This window comes from Kitasatospora sp. NPDC022785, from assembly GCF_055561295.1.
In genome coordinates this window covers 1-12,797 of the sequence record NZ_JBVHHB010000005.1, presented here as the reverse complement: position 1 = coordinate 12,797, position 12,797 = coordinate 1, and the positions used below count along the sequence as shown (strand labels likewise).

Below are 12,797 nucleotides of genomic sequence, written 5' to 3'. Positions count from 1 at the left end.
AGAAGAGGACGAGGCCGACGGTGAGGACGACGTGGCCCAGGCCGGTCAGGCCACGCGGGTGTCGCGGGTGTCGCGGCGGTAGCCGCCGGGGGCCTGTCCGTACTCGCGCTTGAAGGCCTTGGCGAAGGCGTACTCGGAGCCGTAGCCGGCCTGGGTGGCGATGGAGGTGAGCGGGGCCTCGGACTCACGGAGGAGCCGGGCGGCGGTGGTGAGGCGCCAGCGGGTGAGGTAGGCCATCGGCGGTTCGCCGACGAGGTTGGTGAAGCGGCGGGCGAAGGCGGCGCGGGAGAGGCCGACCCGGCCTGCCAGCGACTCGACGGTCCACGGGGTCGAGGGGGTCTCGTGGATGGCGGCCAGGGCCGGGGCGACGGCGCAGTCGCTGAGGGCGGCGGCCCAGCCGACGGCGGTCACGGTGGGCTGGTCCTCGAACCAGGCGCGCAGGATGTACAGCAGCAGCGAGTCGATCAGCGCGGGGACGATCCCGGTCGATCCGAGCCGGGGGTTCTCCAGTTCGGCGCCGAGGAGTTGGACGGCGGCGGTCAGCTCGGGGTGCCGTCCCTGCCCGGTGGCCAGGTGGATGACCTCGGGCAGGTTGCGCACCAGCGGGTGCGGGCGCCCCTGGTCCAGGTGGTAGTTGCCGCAGAGCAGGCTGGTCCGGGGGCCGTCACCGCCGAGGGTGACCGTGCCGATCGGGGTGCTCGGCCGGTACTGGTCGGGCCGTTCCGGCTCGGCGGGCGTCGCGGGGTGGTCGGCGAGGACGTGGCCGCTGCCGTCCCGTAGGAAGACCACGTCGCCGGGGCTGAGGGCGATCGGCTCCTGGCTGGAGGCGCACCCGAGCGGGATCAGCCAGCACGTGCCGTGCAGCACGACGTGGAAGCCGGCGCCCGCGACCGGGGGCAGACGCAGCCCCCAGGGGGCGCGGCCCTCGGTACGGACGGACGTGGGGTGTCCGGTCCTCATGGAGCCGAGCGCCTCGGTCAGGATGTCCATGGCATTCCCCCCGTTCACCGTTCTCGGCCCTACCCTAGGACCCTGCCCCCGCCCCGCCACTCACCCACCCCCGTCACGCCACTCCCCCACCGCTGTCCGGCGCCGGACGGGACCCACCCCCGTCGGATCCCGTCCGGCACCGCTCCCGTCCATCCCCGTCCCGTTCAGGCGACGGTGAGGACGACCTTGCCCTGCACCCTCCCCGAGCCGACCAGCTCGTGGGCCTTGGCTGCGTCGTCGAGCGGGAAGGTCTCGGCGACGTGCGGACGGATCCGGCCGGCGTCGACGAGGGCGGCGATCGCCTCCAGCGAGGCGTAGTCGGGCTCGACCGAGACGCCCGCGAACTTCCGCCCGGCCGCCTCGATCTCGGCCGCCAGGTCCAGCCTGAAGTGCTCCATGATGCTGACCAGGGTGCCGCCGGGCCGCAGCACCGACAGGGCGCGGGTCCCCTCGGAGGACGAGTCGAAGACGACGTCGACGTCGCGCACCACCTCGGTGTAGTCGACGGTCCGGTAGTCGATGACCTCGTCGGCGCCCAGGCCGCGCAGGAACTCGTGCTTGGGCTCGCTGGCGAGAGCGATGACGTGGGCGCCGCGGGCCTTCGCGATCTGGACCGCGAAGTGGCCGACACCGCCGGCCGCGCGGTGGATCAACACCCGCTGCCCCTCGGACAGTTGCGCCGCGTCGACCAGACCCTGCCAGGCGGTGAGGGCGGCCAGCGGGATGGCGGCGGCCTGCACGTGGTCGAGCGTGGCGGGCTTGCGGGCCACCTGCCGGGACGGCACGGCGACGTAGTCGGCGTATCCGGTGGCGGCGCGGGGGAAGAAGGGCATTCCGAACACCTCGTCACCCACCTTGAACCGCGCCCCGGGGCCGACCTCCTCGACCACACCGGAGATGTCCCAGCCGACCCCGTAGGGCGGCTCGCCGAGCAGCGGGTACGCACCCGAACGGACTGCCAGGTCAACCGGGTTGACCCCGCTGGCGTGCACCCGGACGAGCACCTCGCCGCCGAGCGGGGCGGGACGCTCGGTCTCGACCGTCTCGAGGACCTCGGGGCCGCCGAAGGACTTCTGGATGACTGCGCGCATGGGAGTTCTTCCTTCCGGATCGTCCGGCCCGCTGCCGGGTCGGCTTCTGATGTCCTCAACTCTAGGAAGGTCGAGCGATCCTCTGAATATCCTTCAGTCTTGGAAAGATGTCCGATCGTCTCGCCGGACGAGCGCCTCGGCCGCCTGACCGAGGCCGGCCCCTCGAGCATCGCGGTCGCCTCGATCGAGCTCCCGCCGCTCGGTCGACGCCAACGCCCCTGACCTGGAAGGACCTCGCCTCGCTCGATACAGCGAGCACCGTGACCCTGGAGTCGGTACCGGTCCTGGACCACCGTCCGAGAAGGACACCGCCGCACACCGGACGGCCCAGCGCCTTGGTCCTCGACGGCTTCGGGGCGAGCATGCGCGGGCCCGCCGCACGGCCGGCATCGCGAGAGAGATCCGGTCGAAAGCCGGGCCAGAGACGTCGGCTCTTATGACCAAATGATCAAATGCTGGCCAAGTTGCGACATCCGCCGCCAGCCACACCTCCTCCTCCTAACGTGCCCGGAGTGGGACGCGCAGAGAGGCGCGCGATCCGCGGGACTGCAGGAGCTTCGGCATGCACATTCGAGGGACGGCGCCGTGACCAGGGACCTTGGCAAGAATCTGCCCGTTTACAGTGAGATCATCGAGGTAACGCCCGAAAAGTGCTCAGGATGGATGGAGAAGAGGACGTGCAATCGCGTCCCCCTGAAGCGGTCCAACATCGACAAATTCAAGAGCATTCTGCGCGGTGGACAGTTCCGCACGACGCATCAGGGATTCGCCCTCGACTCACACGGCTGCCTCATCGACGGTCAGCACCGCGCCGCCGCACTCATCGAGACCGGTATGACCGTCATCGCGCAGGTCACGTATAACCTCGACCCGGAAACCTTCGCCGCAATCGACGGCGGCCGCATCCGCACCGCGGGCGACTTCGTCGCACAGATCACCGACATGAAGCAGAGCAATGCCAACGTCTACGGGGCGGCGCTGAAGATCCTCTCCAACCGTACCGCCGGCGTCCACTGGACGCGCTGGACCAGTGGGCGCCTCACCGCCGACCAGTTGCAGCAGCTGGTCGGCGAATGGCCCATCGAGGAGGAGCGGATCCTCCGACTGGTGAGCAAAGGAAAGCAGTGCCATTCCAGCGCCACGGGGCTGATTGTCGCCTTCAGGATCATCACCGAATGCTGGCCGGAGCGCGCGGCAGACCTGTTCTTCGACAGCATCGGTGACGCCAGCCGTGAATTCGTCGGACGGGACCCGCGCGCCATGTACACCAACACGATGATCAACGTGAACCGCGGGATCGTCAGTCGTGACAGCGTTCAGCAATCCGCTCAGGCGATCAAGGCGTTCAACGCCCTCATCCTGGGGGAGTCCATCGGGACCCTGAAAAAGATGAAGCTGAGCGGCGTCAAGACCGTCGCGGATCGAAGGACCGGCGAGGAGGTCCAGCAGGAATACCTCGCGGACCGCTATCCGGAGGTCGTTCCCCCTGACACCATCGTGAGCGACAAGTGGCTCGGGGGCGACAGCGCGCGGCTGTTCGACTGACCATGGGTCACGACTGTCGGCGATCCACCGGCAGCCCACCGGTGCGAGGACGACAGCCGATCCCCAGGGCCTTTGTGCCGCCGGTCGAGAACACCCCACGAGGGCCCCGACTGCTCACCCAGTCGGGGCCCTCGCCCGTACGGACTACCGCTACGGGCTGCTCCAGGCGGCGGTTCGCGAGCCGGCTTCTCACTACGGGACCGTGGGATCGCGGGATCACGGGGATACCGGACGCTGACTACGGCGCGAAGGGGCCGAGCGCCAAGTCCACCACCTCGAACGCCGTCCCGCCCGCGTTCAGGGAGTCGTGGACGAAGTGGACCGCCGCGTTCAGCACCCGCGCCACCCTGGCCCTCTACCGGGGCGATCTCGAGGAGCTGCGCCGCAACGCCGCCCGGAGTGCCGCTCTCTACGCCGAACTCGGCGACCGCTGGGGCCAGTTGAAGGCCTCCGAGCAGTTCGGCGCACTCGCCGAGATCGCCGGGGACTACGAGGCCGCCGCCCTGCTCGGCACGGCCGCCGCCCTCCCCGGCTCCGTCGGCTCCCCGCTCCCCCGGGCCGAGCGCGTCGACGTGGACCGCGCCGCCGAGCGGGCCCGCGAGCGCCTCGGCGCCGGCGGTTTCGACGCCGCCTTCGCCCGCGGCCGGACGCTCGGCCCGGACGAGCAACTCCTCACCCTCACGCGGAATTGACCCATGCTTCCACCCTGGAAATGCCCTTTTCCACCGGTCTGTCAGCCCATAGATTCGTGGTCATGACGAACCCCCGCATCAACTTCGCCACCGCAGCCCCGAAGGCCTTCAAGGCCCTGATCGGCTTCGACGCCGCCGCCCGCGAGGGCCTCGACCCGGCCCTCGTCGAGCTGGTGCAGATCCGCGCCTCGCAGCTCAACGGCTGCGCCTACTGCCTCCACCTGCACACCTCGGACGCCCGCAAGGCCGGCGAGAGCGAGGAGCGGCTGCACATGATCGCCGTCTGGAAGGACGCCGGCCACTTCTTCACCGCGCAGGAACGCGCCGCCCTCGCCCTCACCGAGGCCGTCACGCTCATCGGCCAGGGCGGTGTCCCGGACGACGTCTACGCCCTCGCCGCCGCCCACTTCACGGAGGAGGAACTGGCCCGCCTGCTGGCCATGATCCTCACCATCAACACCTGGAACCGCATCGCCCTCAGCACCGCCAAGATCCCCGGCACCGACGAGCGCGCTGCCCACTGACGCCGCCACCTGGCAGCCGCCGGAACACCACCGGCCTCCCGCTCGGGCCGAGGCCCGGGAGCGGGGAGGCCGCCGGCACGGCCGGGCCGCCGGCACGGTCGGACCAGCGCAACGGCCAGGCCGCCGGCACGGTCGGACCGGCGCAACGGCCGGGCCGTGGAAACAATCAGGCCGGTTCGACCGGGTCCGTCGAGGCGGCGACCCGGTGACGGGTGGCGGCCACGGTGGCGGTGAGGACCAGCAGGCCGACCACGACGAGCAGGTTGCGCAGCAGGTCGGGCCCGCTGAACGGCGGCCGCCAGTAGTAGGGCGGTGCCAGCATGACCGTCCAGGGCAGGACGGCCAGCGCGACTCCGGCGGCGCGGACGCGGTCGGTGTCGCGGCGGGCGAGGTTGAGCAGCAGGGCGATGCTCATCACCACGGCCGGCCAGGCGGTGGACACGTCCAGCAGGGTGCGGTTGGCGTCCGAGAAGACGTGGTCGACAGCCAGGCCCTCCTCCGGCCAGGGCCAGATGACGGCGATCGCGCCCATCGGCAGGGCGAGTGCGAGCGCGGTGGCCACCATCTCGGAGCGGGCACGACGGGTGACGTCGATGCCGTCCGGCGGGGCGAGGAGCAGCGCGCCGAGGAGGAGCCAGAAGCCGGCCAGGGGGAGGTACTGGAACAGCGCCAGGCTCTCGTGGGCGAAGAAGGCCGCGGCGGCCGCGGTCCGCACGAGGGTGCCGGCCAGGACGAGGAGCCGGGCCGCTCCCCAGCGGCCGGATCCCGCGGAGACCAGGGCGAGGATCCACGGAACGGTCTGCGCCGCCCCCACCGCGACCCGGGCGGCGGGGTGGCCCTCGTCGCCGAACTGGTCGGGCAGGAAGAGCCCGAGCAGGAGGTGGACCATGGCCAGGCCCGCCCCGCCGGCCAGCAGGAACGGTGCGGCGCCGGCGAGGAACCGGCCGGCCGGGTCGCTGGAGCTGAGCCGGGTGCGCAGCCGGACGGCGTGCGCGGCGACGGTGGCCCATTCGCGCAGCACCGTGCGGCGGTCGGCGCCCTGGAGGGACTCGGCGAGGACGGCGACGATCTCCTCGCCGTTCGCGGCCCGGTACTTGGCGGGGTAGAGGCCGAGCAGCGGGAGCCGGGTGGGCGTGCCGAGGTGGGGGGAGGAGGCGCTCATGCCGCACCCCCGGCCGGCGCGAGCCGCATGAAGCTCGCCTGGAGGCCGGGGCGGCGGCCGAGGGCGAGCCGGCGCTCGGCCTCGACGACCCCGGCGCGCAGGCGTTCCGTCTCCTCGGCCAGCACCCCGCGGCCGTCCTCGGTGAGGGCGAAGGTGCGACGCAGCCGCCCGGCGACGACCTCCTCGTGGTCGATCCGGATCAGCCCCTGCTGGAGGAGCCGGTCCAGCGCGGTGTAGAGGGTGCCGGTGAGGAGCTTGGTCCGGCCGCCGGAGATGGCCAGAACCTCTTGGACGATGGCGTAGCCGTGCCGCGGGGCGTCGGCCAGCGCGGTGAGCACGAGCCTGGTCGGCTCCTGTAGTTGACGGTTTCCCATGATCGGGAGCATAGGTCAATCATTGGGATATGTCGATGGTTTAGCTATTGGCTCGTCAGATGCCGCTCGCACCCCCTCCCGCGGCGTCGTCGAGGTGCAGCGCCGCGACCGCCGCGTACGCCGGCACCGCGCCCGCCACGGGTCCGGCCCCGCCCTCCCGGACGGCCACCGCCGTCTGCACGGCGGCGGCCAGCGCCGCCCGGTAGAGCAGCGACCCGAGGCTGACCCGGGCGACGCCGAGGTCCGCGAGCCGGCTCAGCGGCAGGCCGGCCGGGCCGTGGAGGATGTTGAGCGGGACGCGGAGCCGCCCGACCAGCGCCTCGATGGCCGCCGGGTCGGCCAGCCCCGGGACGAACACGCCGTCCGCGCCCGCCTGTTGGTAGGCGGCGAGACGCCGGACGGTCTCCCGCCCGGGGTCGGCGGTCCCGAGCCAGTGGGTGTCGGTGCGGGCGTTGACGAAGAGGTCGGGGGCGGCGGCCTTCACGGCCGCGACCTTCGCGGCATGCACGGCGACGGGCGCGAGCGTCCCGTCCGCACGGCCGTCCTCCAGGTTGACTCCGGCCACCCCGAACGAAGCCAACTCTGCTGCCAGATCGGCTACTTCGGCTGGATCGTCGGAGAATCCGGACTCGACGTCGACCGTGAGCAGGAACCGCCCGCGCCCGAGCCGGCGGGCGAGCCGGACGGTCTCCCGGCGGGTGGCGGCGGCGCCGTCGGGCAGACCGGCGGCCGCGGCCACGCCGAGGCTGGTGGTGCCGATCGCGGCGAAGCCCTGCTCGGCGAGGGCGGCGGCGGAGGCGTGGTCCCAGGCGTTGGGGAGCAGCAGCGGCTCGCCGGGGCGGTGGTGGAGCGCGGCGAACGGAGTCACGGCCCGACCTCTTCCGCAACGGGGCGCAGGTCGCCCACCGGGCCCGCGTGGTACGCCGACTCGGCGACGCGGGCCCGCGCGACCACGGTGGCGGCCCGCGCGGAGTGCCGCTCGAAGCCACGATCAGTGGCCTGTTCGGAGGCCTCGGAGGTCTCGGCAGGCTCGGAGGTCTCGGCAGGCTCGGAGGTACTCGGGGTGCTCATGCACGCCACGGTAGGAGCGGAACGTTTCGGCCCCGGCCGAACCGTGCCCGGGGCACCATGGACCCATGCCACTCGCCCAGCTCGCCGGACTGCTCGCCGACCCGACCCGCGCCGCCTTCTGCACCGCCCTGCTCGACGGCCGGGCCTGGACCGCCGGCGAGCTGGCCCGGCACGCCGGTGTCGCGCCGTCCACGGCCAGCGAGCACCTGTCCCGCCTGATCGCCGGCGGCCTGCTGGCCGAGGAGCGCCAGGGGCGCCACCGGTACGTCCGGCTGGCCGGCCCGGAGGCGGCGGCGCTGATCGAGGACCTCACCGTCTTCGCGGAGACCGCGGCCACCGCGACGGCCCCCGCCAGGGCCCCGCGCAATCTGCGCGAGTCCACCCGGCTGAGCGCCGAGGCCCGCGCCCGGACCTGCTACGACCATCTGGCCGGCCGCCTCGGCGTGGCCGTCACCGACGCCGCGCTGGCCCGTGGCCTGGTGGCGGACGACGCCGGGCTCGCCGTCACCGAGCGCGGGCGGGAGTGGCTGGCCGGCGCCGGCATCGAGCTGCCCGCCCGGGCGGGGCACGGCGGCGGCCGCCCGGTGGTGCGCGGCTGCCTGGACTGGACGGAGCGCCGCACCCACCTCGGCGGGGCGCTCGGTGCTGCACTGTGCCGGACGGCGCTGGACCGGGCCTGGGTGGAGCGGATCGGTTCAGGCCGGGCCCTGCGGGTGACGGCGGACGGCGACCGGGCTCTGCACGAGCTGCTCGGTCTCCAGCTCGCGTGAGAGGGCTCACCCGGGACAACCGCCCTTGAGGGCTCGCCGCCCGAGCGCCGGCCCCTGCGGCCGGGCCCGAGCGCCGGCCCCGGGAGCCCGACAGCCGGCCCCGGAGCCAACGCCGGAGCCGGCCCCTCACCCCATCGTCTTCGCCCCGTCCAGCGACTCCCGGATGATGTCCGCGTGCCCGGCGTGCTGCGCCGTCTCCGCGATGATGTGCAGCAGGACCCGCCGTACCGACCAGCTCGCGCCCGGTTCGAACCACGGCGCCTCCGGCAGCGGGTGGGCGAGGTCCAGGTCGGGCAGGGTTGAGATCAGCTCGTCGGTCTCGTGCGCCACCCGCTCGTAGGCGGCGAGCAGCGAGGCCAGCGTCTCGCCGTCCGCCATCCGGAACTGGCCCTCCCAGTCGACGGGCTCGCTCCGCATCGCCTCCGCACCGCCGGTCGCGAACCGCATCCACCGGCTCTCGACACCCATGACGTGTTTGATCAGGCCGCCCAGGCACAGCGCACTCACGGTGGTGCGCCGGGCGGCCTGCTCGTCGGTGAGGTCGCGGACGGTGTAGCGCAGGAAGCCGCGGTGCTTGTCCAGCGTCTCCAGCAGGTCGGTCCGCTCGCTGCTCACCGGGCCACCCCGCGCATCAGATGTCCGCCAGGACGGGCATGTCCCCGGACGTCGTGCCGAGGTCGATGATGCCGAAGGCCGCGCCCTGCGGGTCGCCGACCGCCGCGAACCGGCCGAACGGGCTGTCCATCGGACCGGCGTACACCTGTCCGCCGCGCTCGGTGATCTTGGCGACGGTCGCGTCGCAGTCACCCACGGCGAAGAACACGCTGACGTAGGACGGCGCCTCGGGCGGGAGGTCCTCCGGGCCCATCTTCATCCGGCCGATGACGGGCTGGCCGTCGACGTGGAAGATCTTGTAGTCCACCTCGTCGGTGTCCATCTTCTTGACGGTGAACGGGAAGACGGCGGGGAAGAACCCGTCCGCCTTGCCGGGCTCGCGGGTGAGCACCTCTGCCCAGGTGTACGCACCGGGCGCGCCCTGCTTCTCGAAGCCCTTGTGGCTGCCGGCCTGCCAGACGCCGAAGGTGACGCCGCCCGGGTCCTTGCCGATCACCATGGTGCCGAAGTCGCCGACCTGCATCGGGCCCATCAGGACCTCACCGCCGTTGGCGCGGATGCCCTCCGCGGTGGCGGCGGCGTCGGGCGAGGCGAAGTACAGGCACCAGGCGGACGGCGGCGCGTCCTCGCCCGGCATCGGCGGCACGACGGCGGCGACCGCCTTGCCGTCGGAGTACGCCGTCGTGTAGTTGCCGAACTCCGACGAACTCTCGCCGAAGGTCCAGCCGAGCACGTCGCCGTAGAACGCCTTGGCGCCGTCCAGGTCGGCGAACATCGCGTCGGCCCAGCAGGGTGTGCCCTCGGGTAGCGCGGCCATGTCTCTGCACCTCTTCTTGTGGCATTGGTGACGTTTTGCCCCGATTCGCCACAGTAGCCAGTCCCCCGCCCGGCCGCGCCCCGAGCTACGCCTGGGTCACCTCGCCGATGGCGACGGCCCGCCGGTGCACCCACCGGCGGGCCGTCCCGGAGCGAGCAGCCGCTACCCGGCCGCACCCACCGCACCGCCGGGAACACCGGGAACACCCGGAATACCCGGAACGGCGGAAGCGGCCGGACCAGCCGGAACGGCCGCGGTGAACGGCACCCGCGCCCCCGCCGTCCCGAAGCCGGCCGGCCCGGACGGGACCAGCCCCGGCCGCGGCGCCGCCTCGGCCACACCGACACCCGCACCGACGCCCGCGGGGACGCCCGCGGGGACACCCGCCCCGACGCCCCCACCCGCCGGTGCCGCCGCCACCGCAACGCGCGCCCCCGACGTCCCCAGGCCCTTCGGCCCCAACGCCGCCGCCTCCGCCACGGCGGGCCCAGGCGAGAGCCCCTCCCGCCCGAAGTGCCGCTTCAGGTCGTCCTCCGTGTACCGCTTGCAGCCCCGGTGCCAGATCAGGATGCCCGCGAGCCAGTTCTCCAGCTCCTTGACGTACCCGTCCAGCAGCGCCCGGCCCTCCGGCCCCAGCTCGAAGTCGTCGTACAGCACCGGGAACTCGTTCTGCACCACGTGCTGGAACTGCTGCACCCGCGAGTGCATCAGGTCGTCGACGATGCGGACGGCGGCCGGGTAGTCGCAGTTGAAGAAGTTCTGCACGACCAGCACCGCGTTGTGCACCTCGCCCTCGTACTCGACCTCCTTCTGGTACGAGAACAGGTCGTTCATCATGCACGCGTAGTCGGCGGCCGCGTTCTCCAGCGAGCGCATCGGCCCGCTCTCGTAGATCCCGGGCGGGACGGACTGGTCGTGGGCCAGCCGGCAGAGGCTCATGGTGAGGTCGGAGCCGAAGGTCTTGCGGCGCATCTCGATGTAGTCGACCGGGTCGGGGATCCGGTGCTGCGCCTGGTTGTTGAGCTCCCAGACCCAGCTCTCCACCATGTCCTCGACGGCCGTGCGGAACTTCCGCCGGGCGTCGGCGGCCATCGGCCCGGCGGTCCGCTCCCACAGGTCGGCGAGGCCGCGCTCCAGGGCGTTCACCGGCTCCGGCGCCGGGCCGCCGTCGACCGGCATGAACTCGGAGAAGCGTGCGGTCAGGAGCTTGGCGCCGGCCAGGTCGCGGGAGCGCCCGAACACCACCGGGTAGTAGTCGTCGCCGTAGGTGCCCCAGGTCAACCATGCCGAGGTGAGGTCGAGTTGGTCGGCGGTGGCGTCCGGGTGGATTCCGGCCGAGCAGAGCGGGAAGTCGTAGTCGGCGACCTTCTCGGCCGTCCAGATGTCCGAGTGGGCCAGGCCCGGCTGCGCCTCCAGCATGCCCATCTTCTCGGCCCACGCGAGCGTGTTGCGCCGCGAAGTGTCCAGGTGCCTGCTCAGGTCGACGCTGAAAGGGAGTTTGAACTCAGGCAGTTGGGAAGGTCCGACGCGCTGGAACGGCACGTGGCTGTGCGAGCGGGCCCGCCGCACCGCCGGGTCGACGCCGCCCGGCGACCCGGGCGTACCGTCCAGCGTGTTGATCCCGAACGCGCCGCTCAGCGATCCCAACTCGCCGAGCCCGCCCGGGAATGCACGCTCCGGGCCGGGCCGGAGCACGTCCAGCGCGGACGTTCCGACCCCGCCGATCGCGTACGGGTCCCACCAGTTGCTCTCGGCCGTCTTGGCGGCCGCCCCGCCGTCGTTCATGTACCGGCTGGACCGCATGTGCCACTCGTGGCCGCCGGACTGCCAGTCCTGGAGGCCCTTGACGTAGGCCAGCACCTTGGCGCAGCCCGCCGGGTCCAGCCCGGTTTCGGCGAACAGCGCCGGGAGTTCGGTGAACACGGTGTTCTCGAACTGCTGGAGCCGCGAGGTGAGAAGGTCGTTGACGGCCTCGGCGGCCTCCTGGGTCGAGCAGCCGAGGAAGGTCTCCAGTACGAGGATGCCGTTGCTCAGCTCGCCCTCGTCCTCGACCTCGCGCTGGTAGGAGAAGATGTCGTTGCGCAGGTGGACGCCATCCGAGAAGGCGTCCATCAGCACCCGCAGCGGCCGCGAGCCCGAAACCTCCTGCGGCACCTCGGCGTTGGCCGCGTACTCGATCAGCCCGGCGGACCACGGCGCGCCGCCGACCTTGCGGCGCATCTCGATGTACTCGACCGGGTTGGCGATCCGGCCCGCGTTGATGTTGGCGAGCTCCCAGAGCGACTCGTTGAGCAGGTTGCGGGTGCTCTCGGCGAACCGGATCCGCCAGTCCTCGCCCATCGTCGGCACGGTCCGCCGCCAGAGGTCCGCCAGCCCCGCCTCGACCGGGTTGGTGGGCTCGGGCATCGGTGTGGACGGGTCCGCCGGCATGAACAGCGGCAGCCGGTCCAGGTAGGCCTTGCCGCCCTCACGGTCGTTGGTGCGCTTGTAGATCTCCAGGAAGTGGTCGTCGAAGAAGAAGACCCACACGTACCAGTCGGTGACCAGCGACAGCGCCTCGGCGGAGGCGTCCGGGTGGGTGTACGCGCAGAGCAGGCCGTAGTCGTGCGCCTCCAGGTCGGCCTGGTCCCAGATCCCCGAGCCCTCCAGCATCCCCATCTCACGGGCCCACGCGGTGGAGTGGGTGCGGGCCTCCTCCAGATGGGGGTTGAGGCGTGCCGGGTGCGGCACGTAGAAGGAGGGCAGTTCGAACGGCTGAGTCACCGGGCGAGCCTTTCTGGACGTGTCGAGGAGGCCGACCGGCACGGCGAAGCACACCGCGGTCCTCTCAGCACCCGCCACCCGGTCGGCTCAGCATTACCCCTGCGCAACGATCTCCACCGACGAACGGGAACAGTCATATGAGATAGGCCCATTGACTCGAACACCTGCCCAAATCCCCGCCGGCCACTGGATCACCCGTACGACGGGACACCACTCCCCGGACACTCATCCCCGGGACGCCCTGCCCCTGGAGACTCTTCCCCCCGGACGCCGACGGGGCGGCGTACACCGACGCGGTGTCGGAGTACGCCGCCCTGGGGCGGAGCGGGTTGCGGGACGCGGCCCGCGCTGTCACGGCGGTTACTTGGGGTCGCGGTTGAAGG

14 protein-coding genes are annotated in these 12,797 nt (G+C 72.2%); 5 read left to right on the top strand and 9 right to left on the bottom strand.

What is annotated here, in order from left to right:
- Nucleotides 1-45: 45 nt before the first annotated feature.
- Nucleotides 46-990: an AraC family transcriptional regulator gene (locus tag ACZ3YO_RS10090; RefSeq protein ID WP_465567281.1), complete on the bottom strand. Its 945-nt coding sequence runs from the start codon at nucleotides 988-990 to the stop codon at nucleotides 46-48.
- Nucleotides 991-1,154: 164 nt separating this feature from the next.
- Nucleotides 1,155-2,081 (bottom strand): NADP-dependent oxidoreductase, encoded by a 927-nt coding sequence (locus tag ACZ3YO_RS10085; protein ID WP_465567278.1) that lies wholly within the window; start codon nucleotides 2,079-2,081, stop codon nucleotides 1,155-1,157.
- A 99-nt stretch (nucleotides 2,082-2,180) separates the two neighbouring features.
- Between ACZ3YO_RS10085 and ACZ3YO_RS10080 the strand changes: the two genes are divergently transcribed.
- From ACZ3YO_RS10080 to ACZ3YO_RS10065, 4 genes are all read left to right on the top strand, one after another.
- A complete protein-coding gene (locus tag ACZ3YO_RS10080) occupies nucleotides 2,181-2,303 on the top strand; it encodes a hypothetical protein (protein WP_465567275.1) in 123 nt (40 codons plus the stop codon).
- A gap of 363 nt (nucleotides 2,304-2,666) precedes the next feature.
- Nucleotides 2,667-3,626: a hypothetical protein gene (locus tag ACZ3YO_RS10075; RefSeq protein WP_465567272.1), complete on the top strand. Its 960-nt coding sequence runs from the start codon at nucleotides 2,667-2,669 to the stop codon at nucleotides 3,624-3,626.
- 440 nt (nucleotides 3,627-4,066) lie between these two features.
- Complete coding sequence (locus ACZ3YO_RS10070; protein ID WP_465567269.1) at nucleotides 4,067-4,318, top strand: hypothetical protein; 252 nt, start codon at nucleotides 4,067-4,069, stop codon at nucleotides 4,316-4,318.
- Between the two features lie 62 nt (nucleotides 4,319-4,380).
- Complete coding sequence (locus ACZ3YO_RS10065) at nucleotides 4,381-4,842, top strand: carboxymuconolactone decarboxylase family protein (RefSeq protein WP_465567267.1); 462 nt, start codon at nucleotides 4,381-4,383, stop codon at nucleotides 4,840-4,842.
- A 166-nt stretch (nucleotides 4,843-5,008) separates the two neighbouring features.
- Here ACZ3YO_RS10065 and ACZ3YO_RS10060 read toward each other — a convergent pair whose 3' ends face one another.
- Genes ACZ3YO_RS10060 through ACZ3YO_RS10045 form a run of 4 tightly spaced genes read right to left on the bottom strand, consistent with a single transcriptional unit; the run spans nucleotide 5,009 to nucleotide 7,449 of the window.
- Nucleotides 5,009-6,004, bottom strand: a complete 996-nt coding sequence (locus ACZ3YO_RS10060) for a hypothetical protein (protein ID WP_465567264.1) — start codon at nucleotides 6,002-6,004, stop codon at nucleotides 5,009-5,011.
- Nucleotides 6,001-6,378: a PadR family transcriptional regulator gene (locus ACZ3YO_RS10055; RefSeq protein WP_396324038.1), complete on the bottom strand. Its 378-nt coding sequence runs from the start codon at nucleotides 6,376-6,378 to the stop codon at nucleotides 6,001-6,003. Before ACZ3YO_RS10055 ends, ACZ3YO_RS10060 begins: the two co-directional genes overlap by 4 nt.
- A 55-nt stretch (nucleotides 6,379-6,433) precedes the next feature.
- Complete coding sequence (locus ACZ3YO_RS10050) at nucleotides 6,434-7,246, bottom strand: isocitrate lyase/PEP mutase family protein (protein ID WP_465567261.1); 813 nt, start codon at nucleotides 7,244-7,246, stop codon at nucleotides 6,434-6,436.
- A complete protein-coding gene (locus ACZ3YO_RS10045) occupies nucleotides 7,243-7,449 on the bottom strand; it encodes a hypothetical protein (RefSeq protein ID WP_465567258.1) in 207 nt (68 codons plus the stop codon). Before ACZ3YO_RS10045 ends, ACZ3YO_RS10050 begins: the two co-directional genes overlap by 4 nt.
- A 65-nt stretch (nucleotides 7,450-7,514) precedes the next feature.
- On the opposite strand from ACZ3YO_RS10045, the gene ACZ3YO_RS10040 reads away from it, so the two are divergent.
- The gene (locus tag ACZ3YO_RS10040) at nucleotides 7,515-8,219 is read left to right on the top strand and encodes an ArsR/SmtB family transcription factor (protein WP_465567255.1); all 705 of its coding nucleotides are present in this window, start codon (nucleotides 7,515-7,517) and stop codon (nucleotides 8,217-8,219) included.
- A gap of 126 nt (nucleotides 8,220-8,345) precedes the next feature.
- On the opposite strand, the gene ACZ3YO_RS10035 is transcribed toward ACZ3YO_RS10040, so the two are convergent.
- The 3 genes from ACZ3YO_RS10035 to ACZ3YO_RS10025 form a co-directional block, all read right to left on the bottom strand.
- On the bottom strand, nucleotides 8,346-8,834 hold the full coding sequence (locus ACZ3YO_RS10035) for a DinB family protein (RefSeq protein ID WP_465567253.1): 489 nt from the start codon (nucleotides 8,832-8,834) through the stop codon (nucleotides 8,346-8,348).
- A 16-nt stretch (nucleotides 8,835-8,850) separates the two neighbouring features.
- Nucleotides 8,851-9,651, bottom strand: a complete 801-nt coding sequence (locus tag ACZ3YO_RS10030) for a VOC family protein (RefSeq protein ID WP_465567250.1) — start codon at nucleotides 9,649-9,651, stop codon at nucleotides 8,851-8,853.
- Nucleotides 9,652-9,813: 162 nt separating this feature from the next.
- Nucleotides 9,814-12,414: a terpene synthase family protein gene (locus ACZ3YO_RS10025; protein ID WP_465567247.1), complete on the bottom strand. Its 2,601-nt coding sequence runs from the start codon at nucleotides 12,412-12,414 to the stop codon at nucleotides 9,814-9,816.
- Nucleotides 12,415-12,797 lie beyond the last annotated feature (383 nt).